Source organism: Nonomuraea sp. CA-141351 (genome assembly GCF_050944675.1).
GTDB lineage: Bacteria > Actinomycetota > Actinomycetes > Streptosporangiales > Streptosporangiaceae > Nonomuraea.
The window spans coordinates 11,648,958-11,672,900 of record NZ_CP191982.1 but is presented as its reverse complement, the minus strand read 5'-3'; the positions used below and the strand labels follow the sequence as shown (position 1 = coordinate 11,672,900).

General features: G+C 69.4%; 25 protein-coding genes. 16 read left to right on the top strand and 9 right to left on the bottom strand.

Going from position 1 to position 23,943, the window contains the following annotated elements:
* The first annotated feature begins 53 nt into the window (after positions 1-53).
* Genes ACQPWU_RS55000 through ACQPWU_RS54985 form a run of 4 tightly spaced genes read left to right on the top strand, consistent with a single transcriptional unit; the run spans position 54 to position 5,265 of the window.
* The gene (locus ACQPWU_RS55000) at positions 54-1,388 is read left to right on the top strand and encodes an ABC transporter substrate-binding protein (RefSeq protein WP_433435075.1); all 1,335 of its coding nucleotides are present in this window, start codon (positions 54-56) and stop codon (positions 1,386-1,388) included.
* Positions 1,388-2,302, top strand: coding sequence for a carbohydrate ABC transporter permease (locus tag ACQPWU_RS54995; protein WP_433435074.1), 915 nt, complete (start codon positions 1,388-1,390; stop codon positions 2,300-2,302). The genes ACQPWU_RS55000 and ACQPWU_RS54995 overlap by 1 nt, the downstream gene beginning before the upstream one ends.
* Entirely contained in the window at positions 2,299-3,108 is an 810-nt protein-coding gene (locus ACQPWU_RS54990) for a carbohydrate ABC transporter permease (protein ID WP_433435073.1), read from the top strand. Before ACQPWU_RS54995 ends, ACQPWU_RS54990 begins: the two co-directional genes overlap by 4 nt.
* A gap of 3 nt (positions 3,109-3,111) precedes the next feature.
* Positions 3,112-5,265 carry a family 43 glycosylhydrolase gene (locus ACQPWU_RS54985; protein ID WP_433435072.1) on the top strand — a complete coding sequence of 718 codons (2,154 nt, stop codon included), beginning with the start codon at positions 3,112-3,114 and terminating at the stop codon, positions 5,263-5,265.
* A gap of 69 nt (positions 5,266-5,334) precedes the next feature.
* Here ACQPWU_RS54985 and ACQPWU_RS54980 read toward each other — a convergent pair whose 3' ends face one another.
* Together ACQPWU_RS54980 and ACQPWU_RS54975 are read right to left on the bottom strand one after the other, a co-directional pair.
* On the bottom strand, positions 5,335-5,607 hold the full coding sequence (locus ACQPWU_RS54980; RefSeq protein ID WP_433435071.1) for a restriction endonuclease: 273 nt from the start codon (positions 5,605-5,607) through the stop codon (positions 5,335-5,337).
* Positions 5,608-5,854: 247 nt separating this feature from the next.
* Positions 5,855-6,577, bottom strand: a complete 723-nt coding sequence (locus ACQPWU_RS54975) for a hypothetical protein (protein WP_433435070.1) — start codon at positions 6,575-6,577, stop codon at positions 5,855-5,857.
* Positions 6,578-7,076: 499 nt separating this feature from the next.
* Here ACQPWU_RS54975 and ACQPWU_RS54970 point away from each other — a divergent pair, with 499 nt between their 5' ends.
* Both ACQPWU_RS54970 and ACQPWU_RS54965 read left to right on the top strand, forming a co-directional pair.
* The gene (locus tag ACQPWU_RS54970) at positions 7,077-7,457 is read left to right on the top strand and encodes a VOC family protein (RefSeq protein ID WP_433435069.1); all 381 of its coding nucleotides are present in this window, start codon (positions 7,077-7,079) and stop codon (positions 7,455-7,457) included.
* A 247-nt stretch (positions 7,458-7,704) separates the two neighbouring features.
* On the top strand, positions 7,705-8,082 hold the full coding sequence (locus ACQPWU_RS54965) for a hypothetical protein (protein ID WP_433435068.1): 378 nt from the start codon (positions 7,705-7,707) through the stop codon (positions 8,080-8,082).
* Between the two features lie 228 nt (positions 8,083-8,310).
* Here ACQPWU_RS54965 and ACQPWU_RS54960 read toward each other — a convergent pair whose 3' ends face one another.
* Both ACQPWU_RS54960 and ACQPWU_RS54955 read right to left on the bottom strand, forming a co-directional pair.
* Positions 8,311-8,853 carry an MOSC domain-containing protein gene (locus ACQPWU_RS54960; RefSeq protein WP_433435067.1) on the bottom strand — a complete coding sequence of 181 codons (543 nt, stop codon included), beginning with the start codon at positions 8,851-8,853 and terminating at the stop codon, positions 8,311-8,313.
* Positions 8,854-8,906: 53 nt separating this feature from the next.
* Positions 8,907-9,494 carry a DUF6879 family protein gene (locus tag ACQPWU_RS54955; RefSeq protein ID WP_433435066.1) on the bottom strand — a complete coding sequence of 196 codons (588 nt, stop codon included), beginning with the start codon at positions 9,492-9,494 and terminating at the stop codon, positions 8,907-8,909.
* A gap of 87 nt (positions 9,495-9,581) precedes the next feature.
* On the opposite strand from ACQPWU_RS54955, the gene ACQPWU_RS54950 reads away from it, so the two are divergent.
* Positions 9,582-10,913 (top strand): MFS transporter, encoded by a 1,332-nt coding sequence (locus tag ACQPWU_RS54950; protein ID WP_433435065.1) that lies wholly within the window; start codon positions 9,582-9,584, stop codon positions 10,911-10,913.
* Between the two features lie 10 nt (positions 10,914-10,923).
* A complete protein-coding gene (locus tag ACQPWU_RS54945) occupies positions 10,924-11,796 on the top strand; it encodes a dioxygenase (RefSeq protein ID WP_433435064.1) in 873 nt (290 codons plus the stop codon).
* On the opposite strand, the gene ACQPWU_RS54940 is transcribed toward ACQPWU_RS54945, so the two are convergent.
* Genes ACQPWU_RS54940 through ACQPWU_RS54930 form a run of 3 tightly spaced genes read right to left on the bottom strand, consistent with a single transcriptional unit; the run spans position 11,787 to position 13,818 of the window.
* The gene (locus ACQPWU_RS54940; protein ID WP_433435063.1) at positions 11,787-11,948 is read right to left on the bottom strand and encodes a hypothetical protein; all 162 of its coding nucleotides are present in this window, start codon (positions 11,946-11,948) and stop codon (positions 11,787-11,789) included. The two genes, ACQPWU_RS54945 and ACQPWU_RS54940, sit on opposite strands and share 10 nt — an antisense overlap.
* Entirely contained in the window at positions 11,945-12,877 is a 933-nt protein-coding gene (gene add, locus ACQPWU_RS54935; RefSeq protein WP_433435062.1) for an adenosine deaminase, read from the bottom strand. Before add ends, ACQPWU_RS54940 begins: the two co-directional genes overlap by 4 nt.
* The gene (locus tag ACQPWU_RS54930) at positions 12,874-13,818 is read right to left on the bottom strand and encodes a nucleoside hydrolase (RefSeq protein ID WP_433435061.1); all 945 of its coding nucleotides are present in this window, start codon (positions 13,816-13,818) and stop codon (positions 12,874-12,876) included. The genes add and ACQPWU_RS54930 overlap by 4 nt, the downstream gene beginning before the upstream one ends.
* A gap of 71 nt (positions 13,819-13,889) precedes the next feature.
* Between ACQPWU_RS54930 and ACQPWU_RS54925 the strand changes: the two genes are divergently transcribed.
* The 3 genes from ACQPWU_RS54925 (at position 13,890) to ACQPWU_RS54915 (ending at position 17,377) form a co-directional block, all read left to right on the top strand.
* Positions 13,890-14,882, top strand: coding sequence for a LacI family DNA-binding transcriptional regulator (locus tag ACQPWU_RS54925; protein ID WP_433435060.1), 993 nt, complete (start codon positions 13,890-13,892; stop codon positions 14,880-14,882).
* A 123-nt stretch (positions 14,883-15,005) separates the two neighbouring features.
* Positions 15,006-16,370 (top strand): cytochrome ubiquinol oxidase subunit I, encoded by a 1,365-nt coding sequence (locus ACQPWU_RS54920; protein WP_433435059.1) that lies wholly within the window; start codon positions 15,006-15,008, stop codon positions 16,368-16,370.
* Between the two features lie 2 nt (positions 16,371-16,372).
* On the top strand, positions 16,373-17,377 hold the full coding sequence (locus tag ACQPWU_RS54915; RefSeq protein ID WP_433435058.1) for a cytochrome d ubiquinol oxidase subunit II: 1,005 nt from the start codon (positions 16,373-16,375) through the stop codon (positions 17,375-17,377).
* Between the two features lie 14 nt (positions 17,378-17,391).
* Here ACQPWU_RS54915 and ACQPWU_RS54910 read toward each other — a convergent pair whose 3' ends face one another.
* Positions 17,392-18,630 (bottom strand): serine aminopeptidase domain-containing protein, encoded by a 1,239-nt coding sequence (locus ACQPWU_RS54910; protein WP_433435057.1) that lies wholly within the window; start codon positions 18,628-18,630, stop codon positions 17,392-17,394.
* Between the two features lie 56 nt (positions 18,631-18,686).
* Here ACQPWU_RS54910 and ACQPWU_RS54905 point away from each other — a divergent pair, with 56 nt between their 5' ends.
* From ACQPWU_RS54905 to ACQPWU_RS54885, 5 genes are read left to right on the top strand one after another with little or no spacing between them, the layout of a single operon-like run.
* Positions 18,687-19,232, top strand: a complete 546-nt coding sequence (locus ACQPWU_RS54905; RefSeq protein WP_433435056.1) for a helix-turn-helix domain-containing protein — start codon at positions 18,687-18,689, stop codon at positions 19,230-19,232.
* 49 nt (positions 19,233-19,281) lie between these two features.
* On the top strand, positions 19,282-20,091 hold the full coding sequence (locus tag ACQPWU_RS54900; RefSeq protein ID WP_433435055.1) for an AraC family ligand binding domain-containing protein: 810 nt from the start codon (positions 19,282-19,284) through the stop codon (positions 20,089-20,091).
* 41 nt (positions 20,092-20,132) lie between these two features.
* The gene (locus tag ACQPWU_RS54895) at positions 20,133-21,509 is read left to right on the top strand and encodes a pyridoxal phosphate-dependent decarboxylase family protein (protein ID WP_433435054.1); all 1,377 of its coding nucleotides are present in this window, start codon (positions 20,133-20,135) and stop codon (positions 21,507-21,509) included.
* Positions 21,510-21,561: 52 nt separating this feature from the next.
* The gene (locus ACQPWU_RS54890; RefSeq protein WP_433435053.1) at positions 21,562-22,476 is read left to right on the top strand and encodes a TIGR04222 domain-containing membrane protein; all 915 of its coding nucleotides are present in this window, start codon (positions 21,562-21,564) and stop codon (positions 22,474-22,476) included.
* A 43-nt stretch (positions 22,477-22,519) separates the two neighbouring features.
* Positions 22,520-23,071, top strand: a complete 552-nt coding sequence (locus ACQPWU_RS54885; protein WP_433435052.1) for a GNAT family N-acetyltransferase — start codon at positions 22,520-22,522, stop codon at positions 23,069-23,071.
* Here the strand turns inward: ACQPWU_RS54885 and ACQPWU_RS54880 are convergent.
* The gene (locus ACQPWU_RS54880; RefSeq protein WP_433435051.1) at positions 23,061-23,918 is read right to left on the bottom strand and encodes a hypothetical protein; all 858 of its coding nucleotides are present in this window, start codon (positions 23,916-23,918) and stop codon (positions 23,061-23,063) included. The genes ACQPWU_RS54885 and ACQPWU_RS54880 overlap by 11 nt on opposite strands.
* Positions 23,919-23,943 lie beyond the last annotated feature (25 nt).

Sequence of the window (23,943 nt, the reverse complement as noted above, 5' to 3'; positions counted from 1 at the left end):
TACAACGATGTAGAACGAGGCATCACCACAAGGGCAGCAGGAGTGTGATGCAGATGTCCCTGGATAACCTCACCCGGCGGCGCGCGCTCGGTCTCGGTCTCGGCGCTCTGGTCCTCACCGGATGCGGCGGGGGCGGAGGGCCGCGGCAGGCGGGGCAGCAGCAGACGGGCGCGCAGGCGACGGCCGCCCCCACGACCTACACGGGCCCCGCCGTCTCCCTGGCGTTCTGGAACGGCTTCACGGGCGGCGACGGCCCGTTCATGAAGCGGCTGGTCGATCAGTTCAACGGCGAGCACCCGAACATCAAAGTCACCATGAACGTCTACCAGTGGTCGGACTACTACGCGAAGGTTCCGGCCGCCGTCTCCGCAGGTCAGGGCCCGGACATCGGCATCATGCACGTCGACAGCGTGGCCACCAACGCCGCCCGGCAGGTGGTCCTGCCGCTCGACGACGTGGCGAAGGCGCTCAACCTGACCGAGGCTGACTTCTCGCCGCCGGTCTGGCAGGCCGGCGTGTACAAGGGCGCGCGTTACTCCATCCCGCTGGACGTGCACCCGCTCGGCATGTTCTACAACAAGACGGTCATGGAGAAGGCCGGGCTCGATCCGGACAACCCGCCCAAGAACGGTGAGGAGTACCTGGCCGCCCTCGAGAAGCTCAAGAAGGCCGGCATCCAGGGGCACTGGGCGACGCCGTTCCCGTTCACCGGGAGCATGCAGTTCGGCACCCTGCTGCACCAGAACGGCGGCCGGCTGTTCGCCGACGACGCCAGCGTGTCGCGCTTCGCCGAGGAGCCCGGCGTGCAGGCGCTGACCTGGCTCGTCGACCTGGTCGACAAGGGCTACAGCCCCAAGAACGTGGGCCAGGACGCCGACTTCATCGCCCTGCAGAACGGCAAGGCCGCCTTCAACTGGAACGGCATCTGGTCCATCAACACGCTGCGCGAGGTCAAGGGCCTGGAGTGGGGCGTGGCGCCGCTGCCGCAGATCGGCACGCAGCCCTCCGCCTGGGCGGGCTCGCACCAGTTCGTCGTCTTCAAACAGCGCAAGCCCGACCAGAACAAGCTCTCCGCGGCCAAGGTGTTCATCAACTGGATCAGCGGCCACTCGATCGAGTGGGCCAAGGCGGGGCAGGTCCCGGCGCGCAAGTCCATCCGCGAGAGCGCCGAGTTCAAGGCGCTGAAGGAGCAGGCGGCGATCGGCTCCCAGATCGACTACCTGTACTTCCTGCCGTCCGTGGCGGGGATCGGGGACGCCTCGGCGGTCGTGGACCAGGCGGTCAACGCGGCGATCCTGCTGAAGAAGAGCCCGAAGGACGCGCTCACCGAGGCGGCCGCCAAGGCGGACAAGATTCTCGAGCAGAACCGGAAGAAGTACGGCGCCTGATGGTCACGCTCACCGTCACAACAGCCCGGAAAGCCAGATCCGAAGCGCTCACCTGGTCCGGGCGGGCCACGCCTTACCTCTTCATGGCGCCGTACCTCGTGCTCTTCGGCGTCTTCGTGCTGGCGCCGGCCGTCTTCGGGATCTGGGTGAGCCTCCACGACTGGGACTACCTGCTCGAAGGCAAGCCGTTCGTCGGTCTGGAGAACTACTCCGCCCTCTTCGACCCCTCGTCGGCCGTCTATGACGACTTCTGGACGTCGATGCGGGCCACCGGGATCTTCACGCTGTTCAGCGTGCCGTTCCTGGTGGTGCTGCCGCTCGGGATCGCGCTGCTGCTCAACCGGCCGTTCCGGGGGCGGACGTTCTTCCGAGGGCTGTTCTTCGCCCCGTACGTGCTGGGGGTGGCGGTCGTCTGCCTGATGTGGCGGCTGTTGCTCGACCCGAACCTCGGCCTCATCGACTGGCTGCTCGGCACCGACATCGCGTGGACGACCTCACTGCCGTGGGGGTGGGTCGCCCTCGTGGGCGTGACCGTGTGGTGGACGCTGGGGTTCAACGGGGTGATCTATCTGGCGGGGATGCAGGACATCCCTCGCGAGCTGTACGACGCCGCCAAAGTGGACGGTGCCGGGCGGTGGGCCGAGTTCCGGCACGTGACGTTGCCCGGGTTGCGGCCCGTGGCGTTGTTCGTGGTGACCACGACGATCCTGGCCTCGGCCAACATGTTCGGGCAGTCGTACCTGCTGACCCAGGGCGCGCCGGGCGGGGAGACCAGGACCGCGATCAACTACATGCTCGACGTGGGGCTCAGCCAGTACAAGATGGGCAGCGCCTCCGCGATGAGCTACGTCCTCACGCTCGCCCTGATCGTCGTCAGCGTGCTCAACTTCCGGCTCTTCAGGGGGCGGTCGTGAGACGTTACACGGTCCTCGTCGCGCTGGCCGTGGTCTTCGTGGCGCCACTGCTGTGGGCGCTCGGCACCTCGTTCAAGAGCAAGACCGAGGCCACGCGGGTGCCGCCCACGCTGTGGCCCGCCGAACCGGCCGCCGACGCCTACGGCAAGCTCTTCGAGGGCACCACGCAGACGCCGGTGCTGCGCTGGTTCCTCAACAGCCTGATCGCCGCCACCGGGCACATGCTGCTCGTCCTGCTCGTCTCGTCGCTGGCCGCGTACGCGCTGGCCAGGCTGGAGTTCCGGGGCAAGCGGCTGATGTTCGGCGTCATCGTGGGGACGCTGCTGGTGCCCGGGTTCGTCTTCCTCATCCCGCAGTTCCTGATCATCGACCAGCTGGGCTGGCTGGACAGCCTGACCGCGCTGATCGTGCCGGGGGCCGCGGGGGCGTTCGGGGTGTTCTTCCTGCGGCAGTTCTTCCTCGGGCTGCCGCGCGAGCTGGACGAGGCGGCGCTCATGGAGGGGGCCAACCACTGGCACATCTTCCTGCGGGTCACGCTGCCGCTGTCGAAGCCCGCGCTGGCCACGCTGGCGGTGCTCAGCTTCATGAGCAACTGGAACGACTTCATCTGGCCGGTCTTCGTGATCTTCAGTCCCGACTACTTCACCCTGCCGCCTGGGCTGTCCATCCTGCAGGGCGCGTACACGATCGACTATCCCGTGATCATGGCGGGTGCCGTGCTGGCGAGCGTTCCGGTGCTGATCCTGTTCGCGCTGACCCAGCGGTACGTCATCGAAGGCATCTCTCGTAGTGGCTTGAAAGGCTGATATATGCGTATCGCAGCGGTTGTTTCGCTGGTCATGTCGTTACTCACGCCTTCACTCGCTGGGCAGTCGTACGACAATCCCGTGTCAGCGGGGTTCGCCGACACCTTCGCCGATCCCTCCGTGATCCGCGGCCTCGACGGCTACTGGTACTCCTACGGCACCTCCGACCCGCTACGCGAGGGCGAGGGCAAGCACCACCGGCTGCCGATCGCCCGCTCCACCGACCTCGTCTCATGGACGTACGTGGGCGACGCGTTCGGCGAGGACAACCTGCCCCCGTACGCCGCCCCCGGCAGCCTGCTCTGGGCGCCCGACGTCCGTTACCTCGACGGCCGGTACGTCATGTACTTCACGGTCACCAACACCACCAGCACCCCGCACGAGTGGGACTTCTCGATCGGCGCGGCCACCGCCCCGACCCCGACCGGCCCGTGGACCCACCTCTCGGCCCCGGTGGTCGCGCCGCGGCCGTCCGGGGACTCGTACTGGAACACGATCGATCCGGCGCAGTTCACGGACGTGGACGGCCGGAAATACCTCTACTTCGGCGGATTTTTCGGGGGATTGTGGGTCACGGAGCTGACCCCGGACGGCCTCCACACCGTGGGACAGCCGACGCAGGTGGCCATCGACAACAAGTTCGAGGGCTCGTACGTGGTGCGCCACGACGGCTACTACTACTTGCTGGCCTCGTCCGCGAACTGCTGCGCCGGCCCCACCACCGGCTACTCGGTCCTGGCCGGCCGCGCCACCAGCCCGCGCGGCCCGTTCGTCGACCGCGAGGGCCAGCCGCTGCTCGCGTCCCGCGCCGGCGGAACCCCTGTCCTCGACCAGAACGGCAACCGCTGGATCGGCACCGGCCACCACGCCCAGCTCACCGACCTTTCCGGTCAGGACTGGATGTTGTACCACGCGATTGACCGGAACGACCCGTTCCTGGACGAGCCGTACGGGATCAACGAGCGGCCGATGCTGCTCGACCGGCTGGACTGGATCGACGGCTGGCCGGCGGTGCGGGCGGGCGCCGGGCCCTCGGAGCGGTCCGACCAGACGCCGGTCACGCGTGGGTTCGTGAGCCTGACTGATGATCTGTCGGGATGGCGCGGTGCGGGCTGGACCGTACAGGAGGGATATGTGCGGCACACCGACAAGGGCACGCTGACGGCGCGGCAGGCGGTCGGCGGGGATGTTCGCGCTGAAACGGACCTCCGCCTGGCCGGGCAGTCGGCCGGGCTGCGGATCGGCGGCGCGACCGCGACGGTGTCCGGCAGCGGCCTGACCGTCACGGCAGGGAACGCGCACCGTACGGTCGCCCTGCCCGGCGGCGCCGCGACGTGGCGCAACCTGGCCGTCACGGTCAAGGGGCGGACGATCACGGCCGAGGTCTCGTCGAGCCGGCTCGGCGACCCTCAGGCCAGGGTCCGCCTCGACTCGCCGGCTCCGCTGTCCGGCACGTTCGCGCTGGTAGCCGATGGTGTGGCCGACTTCGACAACGTCAGCGTGGCCAGGCTGGCCAAGCCCGTCACCCGTCCGGCGCCGGTGCCCCGTACCGGCGGCCTTGCCGACGCCGACGAGTTCGACGGCGCGGACTCTTCCTGGCAGTGGGTCCGCCAGGATCCGAACGCCCGCGTGGAAGGCGGCGTGCTGCGCTGGCCGGTCCAGAGCGCCGACCTGGTGGGCACCGCCAACACCGCGAGCGTCCTGCTCCGGGACGCGCCGGAGGGCGACTACATCGCGGAGACCAAGGTGACCCTCGACCTCGGTGAGGACACCGTACGCAACTACCAGCAGGCGGGCCTGATCGCCTACGTCTCCGACGACGAATTCGCCCGCCTCAGCCAGGTGGCCATCTGGAACACCCGTCAGGTCGAGTACGGCCGGGAGCTCCCGTTCGCCGGCCGCCTCTCCTACGGCGGCAACATCGTCGGCCCGCCGGCCAGGACGACCTGGCTCAGGCTGGCCCACCATGTCGACCCGGTGAGCGGGGAGCACGAGTTCCGCGCCGGTTCGAGCCGCGACGGCAAGACGTGGACGTGGGGCGGCGTGTGGACCTTCCCGAAGGACACCGCGCCGCGCATCGGCCTCGTCGCCCACGGCGGTGCCCAGCCGCCCGTCGAAGCCGAGTTCGACTACGTGCGTATCTACCGGACCAAGTGATTTCCGCCCCCGGAGCCAGGGCGTTCACCCGACTCCGGGGGCACTGCGCTGGTGCTTCCGGCGCGCGGATCAGCCCGCCAGTTCGTCGCCCTCGATCAGCGGGCCGGTCAGGCGCCTGGGCAGCAGTGTGACCTTGCCGATCAGCCAGTCGGCCAGGCGGTCCCGCTCGACGACGATCAGCGGCCGGCGTGCGCTGATCGCCTCCTGGCGGGCTTGGCGGGTGAGATTGCCGGAGGTGATGTCCACTCCACCGTCCCCGGCGCCGCCCCTCACGGTCACCCGGCGGAATCCCTCAGCGATCATCCGTTCGGCGACCAGATGCTCGAATGCGTCGCCGGTCATCCCGGGTATCTGGCTATGAGAACGACTGCGATTACGGCCCCCAGAAGGGCGAGCACCCACAGATCTCCACCGGACTTTCGTCGTCTGTTCCTACCTCGCCTGGATCCCCTCGCCATAGATCCCTCCCGAATTCAGGTGTCGATGGCGAGTGTGAAGCGCGGGTCCGACAGTTTCCACATCGACAGACCCTGCGGCGGCCGCTCCTCGACGGCGGGTCGGACGGGCCCTGGGATACGTGAGCGCCTCACTATCGTTTGATGCCCTCATCCTGAAGTGCTTTGTAAACAGTATCCCGAGCAAGTCCAGTGAGCGAGCTTATCCGCCGTATGTTCGTTTCGCCGTGCTCGTAAAGGGCTACCGCTATTCGCTTGCGTGTCCCGGTGGAAGTGCCCGTGTTCTTCGCCTCGATAGCTTTGGCGGCCAAGGCGGCCAGTTCGGCAGCCTCCACGTCGTTGTCGTCCAAGGGCATGCGCGGCACCGTGTCAGTCGTCTCGGCTCCGCATGCGAAGAGCATTTGCGTGAGAACCTCGGAAAGGTCGGTCGTTTTGTCGGTCTGCAGGCTGATGCCGAGATGGTTCATGAGTAGGTAGGCGAAGGACGATAAGGCGGCTGAAGCATTGTCGTAGACCCAGGAAGCAGGCGTCTCCGGAGTGTCCCGAAGAAATCCCTGGACTTCCCAGACGTCGGTTTGATCCTCCTGAACCGACTCCACGGCTCGTTCGTGAATCCTCGCCTCGTTTGTCTTTTTGTCGTGCACCACTTCCTTTATTTTGTTGGAGACCTTGCTCGTGCGGACGACGGCGTAGTGCCGGAATATGATCGGGACCTCACCGCGACATACGTCGAGGTAGGACACCTTGAAGCGTGTCGCGCTCCTGATCGCCTCTATGGCGTCCCGTGATAACGCGAATGTGTTGCGCGCACCCAGTAGGCGAGCGCGCGATAGTTCTATGTCGGTACCCGGCGACATGGCTGCCTCCACATCTGGCGATGAATCATACAAAAGTGTCCGCTGTTCGACATGTCGAAAGTCGACACACGGCAATCCATGGGCGAAAAACATCTCCCGGTGGAGTGGAACTGCTTGCCAACGTAGAAGATTCCTATTCCGGATGGCTTGGGGCGCTGCTGGCGCACATGCTGATCAAGGTCTACGTTTGGCCCAGCAAATCGGTACGCAAAGGAAGGAGTTTGGAAATGTCCTATTACGAGCCAGATTGGTGGAAAGTGCTCGCGCGAGAAATTGGAGGGACGGTGCGGTCTACGATTCGAAGCACAGGCCGCACCGCCCGTCTCTGCGCCTTGTTGATCGCTCTCGCTCTAGCAAGCTCGCTAGTGCTCGCGGTCTACAAGACAACAGCAGGTTAGCTGTTACTGCGGGAGAGGGCCAGGCGTTCCACGAGTTGTCGAAAGTGGTCGCCTGGCCACCTTCTCCAGTCGCAGCGTGAGCCATGGATAGCATTCGAGTCATGATTCGGATCGAGCGCCTTGACCACCTGGTTCTTACCGTTGCGGACGTCGAGAGGTCCGTCTCGTTCTACAGCCAGGTGCTGGGCATGGAGCCGGTGACGTTCGGGGCCGGCCGTCGTGCGTTGGCCTTCGGCGTTCACAAGATCAACTTGCATGAGGCGGGTAAGGAGTTCGACCCCAAGGCCGCCAGGCCGACGACTGGGTCCGCCGATCTCTGCCTGATCAGCGCAGTCCCGATCGAGGAAGTCGTACGGCATCTGGAGGCCTGCGGTGTTCCCGTCGAGGAGGGGCCGGTCTCGCGGACCGGTGCCCAAGGTCCAATAACGTCGGTCTACTTCCGCGACCCCGATGGAAACCTGATCGAAGTCTCTACCTACTAGCCGTCGCGCTCGCCGATCGACCGGACTCCAGCGACAACATCGTCCAACGACCTTCCCCCGCACATGCGCAAGCTCGCCGAGGTCGCAGCGATAGTGGCCGCGGCAGATGTAACTGCTGACTGGCCGTACCACCTCGAAGACGACATGTGTGCGCTGCCCGTCATGATCCCTGCCGACCCGGACTGCGACCAGAGCTGTTCCTTGAAGCCGTCAAGCCCCTGGAGGCGGTCACTGAAAGGATGAGCCGATGAGTAAGGCGATCACCTATGTCATCACCCACGAGAACGGGCGGTGGGTGTCGCGTTGCCCCACCGGGGAGACCGAGGGCGTCGGTGTGGCCGGCTCTTTGTCGCAGATGGAGCGTGACTTGGCGGAGATCCACGCCTGGGCTTGGCCCGAGGACACCCCTGGCGTGGAGTTCGTCTTCGATCTGCCCGAGGACGTGGCCAGTGTGGTGGCCGAATACCACCGCGAGAAGGAGCTGGCCGAGGCTCACACCCAGCACGCGGCAGAGCTGGCCGTCAAGGCCGCGAAGGCTCTCACGAGTCGCTGGTCGGAGCCGGACACGGCTCGTGTCATGGGTCTGTCCAAGCAGCGTGTTCACCAGTTGAAGGTCAGCGCCTGAAGGGTGTCATCGAGTACGACACCTGTAGCGCGTCGGGTGTGGAACGGGAAGTCCCGCGTGCGATCGCCCCGCTGCAGCCCGCCGCTCACTGTGCTGAACGGACCGGCCGCCGCCGGTCAACGCCGAGTTCGACTACCTGCGTATTTACCGGAGCAGGTGATTCGCTCCCGGAGCCCGGTCGGTCACCGGGCTCCGGGCCGTCGTGGACCGTTGGGCCGGAGCCTGGTGTCAGACCCGGTCGAGGGGGCGATGAGGCTCAGCCGGGAGCTCTACCTTGATCGAGTCGCCGGGGCGCACGACGCCCCCGGCTCTGACGATGCTCATGACCCCGGCCCTGCGCACCAAGTTCCCAGCCCCGTCGCGGCCGACGACCTGCTTGAGCAGACCGTCCTGGAAGTTGTCGATCTGTACGCAAGGATTGCGCAGACCAGTCAGCTCCACAACGGCCTCGTCGCCGATGCGCAGCAGCGTGCCGACCGGCAGGCCGAGTAGATCGATGCCCCTGGTGGTGATGTTCTCGCCGAGCTCGCCGGGCCTGACCGTGAAACCCGCCTCGCCGACCTGGGTGAAGAGCTCCTCGTGGATGAGGTGGACCTGACGCAGGTTCGGCTGGGTGGGGTCCTGAGCGACCCGAGAGCGGTGCTTGACCGTCACACCCGCATGGACGTCTCCCTCTACCCCGAGACCGGCGACCAGGGTGATGCTCTCCCGGTTCGGCTTGGTGAAGGAATACTCGCCGTTGCTGCTGACCGCCGTGACTGCCCCGCTCATCAGGCTTGACCCCTTCTGTATGTTCTGACCCACTCAGGACCCTAATTCAGCCATCAGCGTGCGCCCCCTCTGAGGGTCCAGTAGGAACGCAGGTCCTCGCCCTTCTCGAACAGGTCGGCCAGGATCGGTATGCAGGGCTCGATGAAGTCCCGGTCGGTGATCTTGCGGGCGCCGATGTGCCGTCCGGCTTCGTCGTAGAGCACTTCATAGAGCAGGGCAGGGTTGAACAGCACCAGCTCCGGCACGGGGCCGTCGGCCTCGTACGGGTGCACCGCGGAGACCGGCACCACCCGGCTGTTCTCGCCTTCCTCGGCGCGCATTGAGAGGAGCGCCAGCTCCCAGCGGACATATTGGGTGAACGGCTCCTCCGTCACCCTGATCCGCCGGAAGTCCATCCGATCGGGATTGTCGGCACGGAACCCCGGACGCATCTTGTCGGCCAGCTCCATCGCCAAATCCCAGTCGCCCGCGAGCATGGCCAGGTAGCTCGGCAGATCCCCCTCGTCGAAGTGCTGAGCGCGTTCGAGTTTCCAGAGCACCCCGCTCGCGGCCTCGAACTTCCCGGCGAAGTCGGCCCCGTACTCGGCCGAGTCCATCGTCTTGGCGGGCGCGGACCGTAAGCGGCTCAGGACATCACTCATCAGGCCTCCTGAGAATCAGGGCTCGTGACCATCGATGATGCATCATGTAGCGTCGCGAGAAACGCGGGACCTACCGAGGAGCGGTAGATGGTTGAGGAGCAGCGACTCGACGCGACCGAACAGCAGACGAGAAGACAACTGGTCCGGGCGGTGATCGCCTCCGCCGTGGGCACCTCGATCGAATGGTACGACTTCTTCCTCTACGGCTTCGCCGCCAGCACGATCTTCGCGGAATTGTTCTTCCCGAAGAGTGACCCCACGACGGGTCTCCTGCTGTCTCTGGGCACCTACTTCGGCGGGTTCGCCGCCCGCCCGATCGGGGCGGCGATCTTCGGGCACTACGGCGACCGGATCGGTCGCAAAGCCACCCTCATCATCACGCTCCTGAGCATGGGCATCGCCACCGCGCTGGTCGGGGTGCTGCCGACGTACGAGCAGATCGGGATCTGGGGCGGCATCCTGCTGACCGTGCTCCGGCTGCTCCAGGGCATCAGCGTCGGCGGCGAGTGGGGCGGGTCCGTGCTCCTGGCCACCGAGTGGGGCAAGTCGCGTGGCGGGCGGCGCGGGTTCCTGGGCAGCTGGCCGCAGTTCGGGGTGCCGGTCGGGCTCGTGCTCGGCTACCTGGCACTCGAGGTGTTCCAGCCGCTCGACCCCACCTGGGGATGGCGCATTCCGTTCCTGCTCAGCATCGTGATGGCCGGCGTCGGCCTCTACATCAGGCTCGGCATCCTGGAGACGCCGGTCTTCGCCAAGCTCCTGAAGGAGAACAGGGTCGAGCGCGTCCCCGTGCGCGAGGTCATCGTCAGGAACTGGCGGGAGATCGTGCTGAGCGCGCTGCTCAGGACCGGGCAGCAGGCGCCGTTCTACATCTTCACCGTCTTCATCCTCACGTACGCCACCAAGACCCTGGGGTTCAAGGCGGGCGACATCTATCCGTACGTCATCGCCGCCGGAATCGTGTCCCTGTTCACCGTGCCCTTCTGGGGATACATCTCCGACCTCGTGGGGCGGCGCAGGCTGTACATCATCGGCGCCGCGGTCATGGTCGTCTGGTCGTTCGTCTACTGGCCGCTGCTCGACACCCGCGTCCCCTCGCTGGTCTTCCTGGCCATCGTGCTGACGGCGCCCATCCACGACATCCAGTACGGCCCGCAGGCCACGTTCATCGCCGAGAGCTTCACCGGGCGGCTGCGCTACAGCGGGGCCTCGCTCGGCTACCAGCTGGCCTCGGTGACGGCGGGCGGGCCCGCGCCGTTGATCGCGGTGTGGTTATATGCGACGTACCAGAGCTCGTTCGCCATCGCCGTATATATGGCGATATGTGCGTTGATCAGCGTAGTCGCGGCGGCCGCGCTGAAGGACCGGTCGCAGCAGGACTACGCGGTCGAGTACGACGACGTGCAGTCCAAGACCACTTAGGCAGGAACGTGTGACACCGCTGCTGCGACAGGTCCTGAGCCAGGTCGGCGGGGCCGACCCCCGGATCAACGAGGTCGTCACCGCACTCATCACCCACCTGCACGCCTTCGTCGAGGAGGTCAGGCCCACCGAGGAGGAATGGACGGCGGGCCTCGGCTTCCTGATCGAGACCGGGAGGATGTGCACGCCGGAGCGCGACGAGTTCGTCCTGCTGTCGGACATGCTCGGCCTGACCAGCGCGGTCGACGACGTCAACCACGAGGGGCCCGAGGGCATGACCCCGTCCTCCGTCCAGGGCCCCTTCCACTCCCCGGCGCCCGCGCGCGAGCTCGGCGACTGGATCAGCCACGGCCCGGAACGCGACCGCGCGGTCCCGGCCGTGGTGCACGGCAGGGTCACGGACTGCGACGGCGTCCCGCTGGCCGGGGCGAAGGTGGAGCTGTGGCAGGCCAGCGACGCCGGCCTGTACGACTCCCAGGACGAGGCCCAGGAGCCGGGCAACCTGCGTGGCCTGTTCACCGCCGATGCCGACGGCCGCTACTGGTTCCGTACGATCCGGCCGAGCAGCTACCCGGTCCCCACCGACGGCACCGCCGGCAGGCTGCTGCACGCCATCGGACGCCATCCCATGCGCCCCGCCCACCTGCACTACCGGGTCACCGCGCCGGGCCACCGGCCGCTGACCACGCACGTGTTCCTGGCCGGCGACCCCTACCTGGGCTCCGACGCGGCGTTCGCGGTCAAGGAGGAGCTCATCCGGGAGGCGCGACCGCGGACCGGGGGATGGGGGATGGACGGGCCGTACGAGGAGATCGAGTTCGATGTCAGGCTCGTACCGCTCCGTCCTCCCCCCGGAGTGCCCCCTTCCGCGCGTCAGCCGTAAGCGCGTACCTCCAGCAGCCCGACCGAGGCCTGGCCGCTCTGCAGCACGACGCGGAGCCGGGTGGTGCTGACGGAGGTGAACGTGACCCCGTTGTACGCGCCGGCCACGATCCCGTACCCGCTCGCCCCCGGGCTGGCAACAAGGGCTGTCAAGATGCGGTGAAAATTTCAGTTCCGAAAGCCGCGGCGGCCGCGTGAGCCTGGGCGAGCCGCTCCTGCTCGGCCGTCCAGCCGGCGAACTCCTGGGCCAGTGTGGTCGCCGCCGTGGTGCGCGTGTCGGTGCTGACGGTGACGGGCAGCCCGGCGGCCAGGAGCCGGGTGGCGGGGTGTTCGGCCAGGCTGGGTACGGCGCCGGTCAGCACGTTGCTGGTCGGGCACATCTCCAGGGCGATCCGGTCGCGCCGCAGCCGGTCGAGCAGCGCGCCGTCGCCCGCGCACCGCACGCCGTGGCCGATCCGGCGCGCGCCGAGCACGTCGATCGCCTCCCACATGCTCTCCGGGCCCGCCGCCTCCCCGGCGTGCACCGTACACGGGAGGCCCGCCGAGTGGGCGAGGTCGAAGGCGGCCCGGTGCGGCGCGGCGCCGTGCAGCCGCTCGTCGCCGGCCAGGTCGAGTCCGGCCACCTTGTCGCGGTGCCGCAGCGCCGTCTCGGCGACGGCGAGGCTCTCCTGCGGCGTCTGGTGCCGCAGGCAGCACAGCAGCAGCCCGGTACGCACCCCGGTGGCCGCCCGCCCCGCCGCCAGGCCGTCGGCGACGGCCGCCACGGCCTCGTCCTGGGACATGCCGTGGCGGCCGTGCAGTTGCGGGGCGAAGCGCACCTCGCCGTAGACGACGCCGTCTGCATGCCAGTCCTCGACCAGCTCGCGGGCGGCCCTGCTCAACGCGTCGGGCGTCTGCAGCACCAGGAGGGGCACGTCGATGTAGGTGAGGAAGCCGGCCAGGCTTCCGCAGCCGTCGGGCGCCGTGACCAGCCGCTCGACGGGGCCGTCCAGGGTGATGCCCTGGCGGCGGGCCAGGTCGGCGACGGTGCCCGGGCGTACGGATCCGTCGAGGTGGCAGTGCAGCTCGTAACGCGGTGTCATTGTTGTCCTCCCAGGGCACAGGTGTCGAACAGCAGCTGCTTGAAGCCGCGCTCGTCGACCCGCCGGACCAGCGTCAGGTTCGGGGCCGGGGCGGAGCGGCGACGATCGATGATCAGCTGGCCACAGGTCTCGTCGCCTAGGGAGACGTCCACGTGCACCTGCTCCTGCTCGACGATCAGCTCGGGCCGGAGCGCCACGGCCATCGCGACGGGGTCGGGCAGGTCGTATCCGTCCAGGCCGGTGACGTTCCGGGCCCACGCGGCGACCTTGCGGTTGACGCGGTGGGCGAAGGCGGCCATGGGGGTGTCGAGCTGCTCCAGCCGGAGTTGGTCAGCGGGCGTCATGACGGCGTCCTTGCGCGAGACGTCCCAGCCGATCCAGGTCACCTTGTCCGGCGTGGCCGACTCCAGCACCACCCGGGCGGCCTCGGGATCGGCCCACACGTTGAACTCGGCGGTGGCCGAGATGTTGCCGCGCATGTCGGCGGCGCCGGCCATGCAGTAGACGTGCCGGTACCGGTCGAGCAGGTTTCGGTCGCGGAGCAGGGCGACTGCGAGGTTGGTGAGCGGCCCGAGGGTGACGAGCGTCAGCTCGTCGGGGTGCCGGCGCGGATGATGCACGAGGACGTCGACCGCGTGTTCGGGCTGGGGAGCGTGCTCGGGGACCGGCAGGCCGATGTCACCCATCCCGTCATGGCCGTGCACGTGCTGGGCGGTGGAGAGCAGGCGGGTCATCGGACGCTCGCAGCCGGGGTGGACGGGAATGTCGCCGCGCCCGGCCACCTGTAAGGAGACGAGCGCGTTGCGGGTGCCGGTCGGCAGGGGCACGTTGCCCGCCACCGTGGTCACGGCGCGGACGTCGGCCAGCTTGCCGGCGGCGGCCAGCAGCAGCGCCACCGCGTCGTCGGAGCCCGTGTCGGTGTCGATGATCAAGGGCAGCACGGCGCGCCTCCATGGATCTAATCGTTTAGATAGCCATATCTAAGCGATTAGATGCGAGAATGTAAACCGCTATGACGAAACGCCCGAGCACTCTGGCCGACGTGGCCCGCAGAGCGGGGACCTCGACGGCGGTGGTCAGCTATGTGATCAACAACGGCCCCCGTCCCGTGGCCGCCGCGACCCGCGAGCGCGTCCTGGCCGCGGCGGCCGAGCTCGGTTACCGCCCCAACCGCATCGCCCGCGCGCTGCGCTCGCGCACCACCGGGGTGGTGGGCCTGGTGCTGGCCGACGCGTCCAATCCGTACTTCGGCGCCCTGGCCAGGCACGTCGAGCAGGCGCTCGAGCGGCGCGACCGGCTCACGCTGGTGGGCAACGCCGGGTTCTCCGCGGAGCGCCAGCGGCATCTCGTCGAACGTTTCCTGGCCGCCCAGGTCGATGGGCTGGTGATCGTCTCAGCGGACACCGCTGGTGACGCGGCGGCGTTGGCCGAGGCGGCCGGCGTACCTGCCGTGTACGTCCACCACGGTCCCCCGCACGGGCACGCGCCGGTGGTGGCGGCCGACAACCAGGCGGCCGTACGGGAGGCGGCCGCGCACCTGCGCGGGCACGGGCACCGGAGCATCGCCTTCCTGGCGGGGCCGCACGACGAAGGGCCCGTGGGCGTGCGGCGGGAGGCGTGGGACGCGGCCGTCTCCGGAGACCCCGTGCTCCTGCGCTGCGACTACTCGCGTGCCGAGGCGGACGCCCTGACTCGCCGCCTCGTCTCGGAGGGCGCCATGCCGCGCGCCTTGATCACGGCCACCGACGAGCAGGCCATCGGCATCCTGTCCGGCGCCTGGGCCTGCGGCCTCGCCGTCCCCGACCAGCTCGCCCTGATCAGCCTCGACGGGACCCCGGAGAGTGCCTACACCGCTCCCGCGCTGACGGTCACCGAGCAGCCGCTCCAGGCCATGGCCGAGCAGGCCGTGGACCTGCTCCTCTCGCCCGCCGCGCTCACCGAGCCACCGACCCGGGCTGGGGAGGCGGCCCTGATCCGGCGGCGCAGTTGCGGGTGTGGGGGATGACCCCCTGAGCTGCAGGGATGCGTTAGGGGATCTTGGCGTTACCCGTGCCCGATGTTGGGGAGGATCCGCGGCGGGATCGATCTGAGCAGCGGGGGAACGAAGGTCATGTGTCACGGGGCCGCGATGACCGTTCATGCCCTGGACGGCGTCGGCGGCGCCGACCTGTGGGCCGCGCGGATGCAGATGGCACTGTCGCTGGGCTGGCACATCGTGCTCGCCTGCTTCGGCGTCGGGATGCCCGCCATCACGCTGATCGCCGAGTGGCGCGGCCACCGTAGCGCCGATTCGCACTACCGGCTGCTGGCCCGCCGCTGGGCCAAGGCGATGGGCGTGCTGTTCGCGGTGGGCGCGGTCTCCGGCACGATCCTGTCGTTCGAGATGGGCCTGCTGTGGCCGGGCATGATGGGCGTGTACGGTGAGGTCATCGGCCTGCCGTTCTCCCTGGAGGGCATCGCGTTCTTCATCGAGGCCATCTTCGTGGGCATCTACCTGTACGCCTGGGACCGGCTGCCGCCCAGGACGCACATGCTGGCCGGGATCCCGATCGTGCTGGCGGGGGTGGCCAGCGCGTTCTTCGTCGTCAGCGCCAACGCGTGGATGCAGCAGCCGACCGGCTTCCAGGTGAGGGACGGCCGCATCGTGGCGGTCGACCCGTGGGGCGCGATGTTCAACCCGTCCACGCCGCCGATGACCACACACATGATCCTGGCCGCGTTCATGGTCACCGGGTTCGGCATCGCGAGCGTCTACGCCGTCGCCATGCTGCGGGGCCGCCGTGACCGCTACCACCGGCTCGGCCTGCTGCTGCCGCTGACCGTGGCGGCGATCATCACCCCGGTGCAGATCGGCGTGGGGGACTGGGCCGCCCACTCCGTGGCCGACCACCAGGCGGTCAAGCTCGCCGCCATGGAAGGCGTGTTCAGGACCGCGCGCGGGGTCCCGCTCCATCTCGGCGGCATCGCGACCGACGACGAGATGCGGTACGCGCTGGAGATCCCGTACGGGCTGTCCCTGCTGGCGCACTGGGATCCGAACGCCGAGATCCACGGGCTGGAGGAGGTGCCGCCCGCCGACCGCCCGCCGGTCAACGTGGTGCACTGGGCGTTCCAGATCATGGTCGCGCTGGGCTTCGCCCTGCTGACCCTGGCCGCCTGGCTGGCGTTGGAGTGGAGACGGCGACGTGACCTGCCCCGATCGCCCTGGTTCCTGCGTGCGGCGGCGGTGTCGGGGGTGGCCGCGGTGCTGGCGCTGGAGGCCGGCTGGGTCGTCACCGAGGTGGGCCGCCAGCCGTGGATCGTCTTCAGGGTGATGCGCACGTCGCAGGCGGTCAACCCGGCGCCCGGCCTGGTGTACGGGTTCGTGCTGGTGGCGGTGGTCTACCTGCTGCTGACCGTGGCCACCGTTTACGTGCTGCGCCGCCTGGCCCGCGACGTCCCGGTGCCGGTCGCGCCTCAGGAACGCGACGTCAGCGGTTACAAGGTCGTGTGAGCATGCCGCTGCCAGAGATCATGCTCGCGGTCCTGTGGCTCGGCCTGACCGCGTACGTGCTGTTCGGCGGCGCGGACTTCGGCGGCGGCATCTGGGACCTGCTCGCCGGCGGCGCCAAGGCGGGGCAGCGGCAGCGGGCACTGATCGAGCACTCGATCGGCCCCGTGTGGGAGGCCAACCACGTGTGGCTGATCTTCGTGATCGTGCTGACGTGGACCGGCATCCCGTCGGTGTTCGCCGCCGTCGCCTCGACCCTCTACATCCCGCTCACGCTCGCCGCGCTGGGCATCATCGGCCGCGGCGCGGCCTTCGCCTTCCGCAAGGTCTCCACGGAGCTGTGGCAGCGGCGGCTGTTCGGCGCCGCGTTCGCCTTCTCCTCCGTCGCCACCCCGTTCTTCCTCGGCACGGTCGCCGGCGCGATCGCCTCGGGCCGGGTGCCGCCCGGCATAGCCAAGGGCGACCTGGTGGGCAGCTGGCTGAACCCCACCTCCGTGATCGCCGGAGCGCTGGCCGTCGGCACCGCGGCCTATCTCGCCTGCGTCTACCTGACCCGGGACGCCCAGCGCGAAGGGCACGCCGATCTCGTGGAGGCCTTCCGGCGGCGGGCGCTGGGCTGCGGCGTGGTCGTCGGGGTGCTGTCGGCCGCGGGCCTGCTCGTCCTGTGGGCCGACTCGCCCCGCCTGTTCACCGAGCTCACCTCGGGGCGGGCGCTGCCGCTCCTCCTGCTGTCCGTGCTCGCGGGGCTGGCCTCGCTGGTGCTGATGTGGCGGCGGGCGTACGTGGCCGTGCGGATCACCGCCGCGCTGGCCGTGACGGGGCTGCTGTGGGGCTGGGGAGTCGGGCAGTATCCGGCGCCGCTGCCCGGCGTCCCTGTGGACGAGGCGGCCGCCACCGACTCCGTCCTGGCGGCCAGCCTCGGAGCGCTGGCCGTGGGCGCGCTCCTGCTGCTGCCGTCGCTGTGGTGGTTGTACGCCACCTTCCAGCGAGACCGCGGGACCTCGTCGTAGGGGCCATGGGGTCGCTAAGGGATGAGCCACTCCGCGATGTCCGCGACGACGGCCGGGTCCACGTGCTGGGCCGGCTCGTAATCCGCCGGGCCGGAGGGGCCCTCGCCGGGAAAGAACAGGTGGTCGTCGGCGTCGTAGACGCGGAACGTGACGTCCGGCCGGTGCGCGAGCCCCGCCTTCCACCGCGCGAGGTCGTCCTCGACAGTCACCTGGTAGTCACGGGCGCCCTGGAGCAGGAGCATCGGCTTGTCCAGCGCGGCCGCGGTCGCGACGGGGTCGTAGCCACGCATGTCCAGCCAGTACGAGCCGGAGCAGCCGAACAGCAGCTCCGCGGCGGGCGTGTCGGGTGACAGGTCAGGGCCGGCGACCATGGCGGCCTGCCGTTCGATGGTCTCGACGGCCGCCTGCGCAGCGGGGTTGAGCGCGGCGAGGTAGCGCACGGTGCGGACGGCGGCCTCGTGCATCGGCTGGGCGTCACCGGCCAGGATCACCAGACCGGCCACGGACGGCTCGGCGGCCGCGATCCGCGGGGCCGCCTTGCCGCCCATGCTGTGGCCGAGGACGAAGACCCGCGCGGGATCCACGTTCGGCCGGCGCTGGAGCAGGTGGACGGCGGCCACCGTGTGCGGGACGTACTCGTCGGCCATCGTGAAGTCATCCGCCAGGGCGTGGACGTGGGTCACCTTGTCGTACCGCAGGACCGCCACCCCCATGCCGGCCAGCCCCCAGGCCAGGTCCTTGAGCGGCTTGTTCGGCCCGCTGGTGGCGTCCCTGTCGAACGGACCCCCGCCGCTGAGCAGCACCACGCCGGGCCACGGGCCGCCCCCGCGCGGCAGGCTCAACGTGCCCGGCACGGCCAGCGGGCCGGAGCCGACGGTGACCTCGTGCTCGTCGAACGTCTCCGGACGGGCGTAAGGCGGGGGCGCCCACTGCGCGACGCTCGCGGGCGCGAGCCGCAGGCCGTTCAGCAGGCCGGCGTCGTCAACCGACATGACGACCGTGAGCCCTCCGCGCTCGCATGTCACCGGAACGCTCACCCGGACCAGTCCCTCCTGGATCGGCTCGCTCACCGGCTCTCCCACAGCGGAAACAGGCCCTTTCACGCCCGTCTCGGCGGCCCAGGCGGCCCGGAGCGTCTCAGCGGACACCACCGCCCGCAGCGGCGCCGCGAACAGGTCCTCGATTTCCGTGAAGCGCCCGTCGCGCGCCATTCCGACCACTGTCGTGGCGGTCGCCGCCGGATCCGATGCCATCCCTGTCACCTTTCTCGATTTTTGAGAAAGGTAGCACATCATGAGATCGTAGGGGAATGGACCCGTTGGAGCTGCTGGGGCAGCCCGTACGGCTGCGCATCGTGCACGCGCTGCGCGGCGGCCGGACGCTGACCACCTCCCAGCTGTGCGCTCGCATCCCCGACGTCTCGAAGGCCACCGTCTACCGGCACATCGAGCTGCTGGCCGCCGGGGGGATCCTGGAGGTGGCCGAGGAGAGGCGCGTGCGCGGCGCCGTGGAGCGCCTCTACCGGCTGCGGCAGGACCGGGCCACCATCGACGCCGGCACCGCCGAGTCGCTGACGCCCGAGGATCATCGGCGCGGGTTCGCCGTGGCGATGGCCGCCCTGCTCGCCGAGTTCAACGCCTATCTGGACAAGGAGCACGCCGATCCGGCGGCGGACCTCGTCGGATACCGCCAGCACGCCGTCTGGCTCAGCAGGGAGGAGTTGCTCGAGCTGATCGCCCAGATGCGTCGCGCGATCCTGCCCGTGCTGGACAATCCCCCCGCGCCAGGGCGGACGCAATACCTGATCAGCCCCATCCAGTTCCCGATCGAACAGCCGTCCGCCGACCCCGATTGAGCGCCCAACCTGGTGCTGTTTCAGCCGCTTTCGCGCTATGAAGTGATATGTGGAATCTGTCCGCTACTGGCGTTACCACGGGCTCGGCGGCCTGGACCTGATGCATGCGCAGTTCGTCCGGCACCGGTTCGCCCGGCACAGCCACGAGACCTATGCGATCGGGACGGTGGAGGCCGGTCAGGAGGAGATCCGGTTCGCCGACGGCGTGCAGTACACGGGCACGGACGAGGTCGTGCTGATCGAGCCGGGCGTCGTCCACACGGGCGGGCCCCACACAGCAGACGGATGGACGTACCGGGTGCTGTACCCGAGCGTCGAGCAGGTGCGGGAGGTCGCCGACGAGATCGGTGTGCCCGGCGGGACCCCGTCGTTCGAGCGGCGGGTGGTCGCCGATCCGCGGATGGCCCGGCGGGTGGCGGCCGCCCATCGCGTGGCGGAGTCCGGCGCGTCGCTGGCCGCCGACTCCCAGCTCCACACGCTGCTGGCCCTCATGCTCCGCGCGTACGGCACGCGCCGGCCGCAGCGCCAGGCCCGCAGGACCGGCAGGCGGAGCGTGGCCCAGGTACGGGATCTGCTGCACGCGACGATGCCGGACCCGCCCGGCCTGACCGAACTGGCGGCCGTGGCAGGAGTCACGCCGTACGCACTGGTGCGCTCGTTCCGGCGCGCGTACGGCATGCCGCCGCACGCCTACGTGACCCAGCTACGCGTCGCTAAGGCTCGCGAGCTGCTGCGGCAGGGAATGCCGCCGGCGCAGGCGGCGGTCACGGTGGGGTTCTGCGATCAGTCGCATCTCTCGCGGCACTTCCGCCGCCTCGTCGGGGTGCCGCCGCGGGCCTACCAGCGTGGGGTGCAATAACGTCCAATCCTTCGCGTACGCCGCGTATCTACCGTGCCCGCATGACGACCGACGAACGTGCTCTTCCCCTCGAACTCGACCCCTCCGCCATCGCGCGGCTGGGCCGGCAGGCGGTGGACTTCCTGGCCGACTGGGTCCGCGAGCTGGACTCGGCGCCCGCGAGCGACTACGAGCAGGCCGAACGGCTGACCACCACGCTGCGGAGGCCGCCCGGCGACGGTCCTGGCGACTTCGCCGCGCTCCTGGAGCTCTTCCGCCAGGCCGCCGGGCAAGGCGTGGACACGGCCGGTCCGGGCTATCTCGCCTACTTCCCGGCGGGCGGGCTGGTCACCGCGGCGCTGGCCGAACTGCTGGCCCAGACCGTCAACCGCTTCACCGGCGTGGCCCAGGTGGCGCCCGCGCTGGTCGCCATGGAGCACGGGGTGCTGACCTGGTTCTGCGACCGGTTCGGGCTGCCCGCGGGCGCGGGCGGGCTGGTCACGACGGGCGCGTCGGTGGCGACGCTCTCGGCGCTGCTCGCCGCGCGCCACGCCCGGGGAGACGGCACCTTGTACGTGACCGAGCACACGCACTACTGCGTCGCCAAGGCGGCCCGCATCGCCGGCCTGCCCGCCGAGCGGATCCGTACCGTGCCCGCCACCGCCGACCTGCGCATGGACGTTTCGGCGGCGGCCGCGATGATCGCCGCCGACCGCGCCGCGGGGCTGCGCCCGTTCCTGCTGGTCGGCACCGCGGGAACCACCAGCTCCGGCACCGTCGACCCGCTTCCCGAGCTGGGCGAACTGGCTCGCGGGGAAGGGCTGTGGTTCCACGTGGACGCCGCCTACGGTGGGGGATTCCAGCTCACCGAGCGCGGCCGGGCCCGGCTCGCCGGCATCGAGGCGGCCGACTCGATCGCGCTGGATCCGCACAAGAGCCTGTTCCTCCCGTACGGCACGGGCCTGCTGCTGGTGCGCGACCCGGCCGTACTGCATGCCGCCCACGCGGCCGACGGCCGGTACCTGCAGGACCTCAGCCCGATGGACGACCTGCCCGACTTCGGGCACCTCGGGGTGGAGCTGACCCGGGAGTTCCGCGGGCTGCGGCTGTGGCTGCCCCTGCACCTGCACGGCGTACGGGCCTTCGAACGGCAACTGGACGAGAAACTCGACCTCGCCGCCTACCTCCACCGCCACCTCGCCCAGGACCCGCGCTTCGAGGTGCCGTGGCAGCCGGACCTGACGGTGCTGCTCTTCCGGCTGCGCGGGACGGACGAGGACAACAGACGGCTCCTGGCCGAGATCAATTCCAGCCGGCGCGTGTACCTGAGCAGCACCACCATCGAGGGCAGGTTCTTCCTGCGCCTGTGCGTGCTCAGCTTCCGCACCCATGCCGACCGTGTCGAGGAGGCCCTGGGCATCATCCGCTCGGCGGGCTGACCGGAACCTTCATGTCCTCCTTATGCGTTGATCGGGACACGGGGAGGTTCGGATGGACGTTGTCCTGGCTCTCGTGTCGGCGCTGCTGGGGGCGGTCACCGTCGGCACGGTTCTCACGGCGGAGTTGTCGCGGGCCCGGGCCCGCCTGAGGGTCGGCGGGCTGAGGGACGTCGAGCTCGGCTACTACGACCTCGCCTATCTGGCCGGCGGCCCCGCGCGGGTGGCGGACACCGCGGTGGGGCTGCTTTCCAGGGAGGGCGAGATCCGGGTCACGAGAGGGGGCAAGCTGCACCGCGTTCGCGGCGCCGTCTCCGCGGGATACCCGGTGGAGCAGCGGGTGCTCGCGATCATGGCCGGGCGGTCGGTCGGGCAGCCGGCCGTGCGCGTCAAGCGCGAGCTGGCAGGGAGCGCGGAGGTCGCCGAGATCAGGGACAGGCTCGTCGGCCTGGGCCTGCTCGTCGACCCCCGGGCCCTGGCCGGGTACCGCGTCTGCCAGGACCTGCTGAGATGGATCCCCTGCATCGCGGTCGGCGGGATGGTGGTCAACGTGATCGTCATGATCATCATGGGCTCGCCGGAGTTGTCGGTGGCGAGCCTGCTGGGGTTCGGCGCGAGCTGGCTGGTAGCCAAGAAGATCAGACCCCTGTACGCAAGGAGCCGGCGGATCACGCTCGGCCGGGCGGGGCGCCACCACGTGGAGAAGGCGCGGCGGGAGCACCCGCACGGGGTCGTCGCCGACGCGGTGGCGATGCCGCTGGCGCTCTACGGGCTGAGCCACCTCGGCGACCCCACGCTGTCGGCCGAGATCAGCACCCGGGCGATCCCCGACGGCCACCTTTACCCGGCCGACCTGGGTCTCCGTGACGCGTGTGGCGCCCACCACACGCCCATCTTCGGCGACGGCGGCTCGGGCTGCGGAAGCGGCGGTTGCGGAAGTGGGGGGTGTGGAGGCGGCGGAAGCGCTTGAACGCCTTGCCTGACCTCGGTGGCCACGGGGAGAATTTCCGATCATGAAGCCGCAGGTCATCGAAGCGGGGTGGCTGACCCTGCGCCCGTTCACGCCCGAGGACATCCCATGGGTCTACGAGGTCTCGCTGGACCCGGCGCTGCAGCAGTTCGTCGAGCTGCCCTCGCCCTACCGGCTCGAGAACGCGAGATTCTTCGTGGAGGAGCTGGCCATCGCGGGCTGGGAAAGCGGCCATCGCCTGGAGTTCCTCGCGGAAGACGCCGCCACCGGCACCCGCCTGGGCCGGGCCGGACTCGGCGTGGGCCATGAGGGCATAGCCGAGATCGGTTTCTGGGTCGACCCCAAAGCCCGCCGGCGCGGCGTCGCCACCACAACGGTACGTACCGTCTGCGCGTGGGCCTTCGAGACCCTCGACCTGGAGATCATCGAATGGCGGTGCGAGGTCGGGAACCACGCGTCCCGGCGAGTCGCCGAGAAGGCCGGCTTCCTCATGGAGGGAACGCTCCGCAAACGCCTGTTCCACCGCGGTGAGAGAGTCGACGCCTGGGTCGGCTCCCTGCTCAAGGACGAAGCGCCCGGCCGTGTCAGTGCCTGATGGGCAGGTCCTTGCGGGCCTGGTCCAGGTCCTTGGCCCAGATCCACAGCCGGTCCGGCGGCGGGACCTCGTGGTAGCCGTACAGGCCGACTTCGGTCAGGGTACGCAGGTCCACGCACACACGCTGGTAGGCCTCCGCGATCGCGTCCGCGGGGTCGTCCAGGTGCTGGGTGCCGAGCTTGATACAGGCGCGGTACTCGTAACCCAGCAGCAGATCCGGGCCGAAGTGCGCCCACGCGCCGAGCTTCTCCCGCCATGCCGTCGCGGCCTCGTCTAGCAGCAGGTTCAGGTCGAAGGCGGGCGGGATGGACGGATAGATGATGAAGGTGGCGGCCCAGCCGAGCGCCACCATGTCGAGGTTGAAGGTCCGCCGCTTGGGGTCGTCACGCGGCGGCAGCGGATCGGACGCGCCGCCTGAGAACCAGGGCGCGGTGTAGGCCAGCAGGCGTCCGTGGCCTTCGACGAGCTCGCCGGTGGCGACGACCGCCATCTTGCGCTGCGTCCCGTCCTGGCGGGTCAGCCGGGTCTTGACCATGACCTTGTGTGCCTCGGCCGCCAGCTGGCCGGCGGTCAGATGGTGCAGGGCGGCGTCGGGGGTGATGCGCGAGACGAGGTAGTCGCGCAGGTGCTGGGGGAGGGCGTCGTACGTGCCGTCCTGCAGGCGTGCCTTGGTGCGTTCGAGCGCGGCTTGGGCGGTCGGCGGGTTGCCGCCGTAGTGGCTCTCCGGGGTGTCGATCGACACCATCCGGATCGACATCTCGATCTTCGGGGTGTCGCCGTCGGTCACTTCGACGAACTTGTAGTCGTTGGCGGGGCGGCTGGGGCCGACGAAGTCGAGATCAATCATTGCTGGTGCTCCGTGACGACTAGAC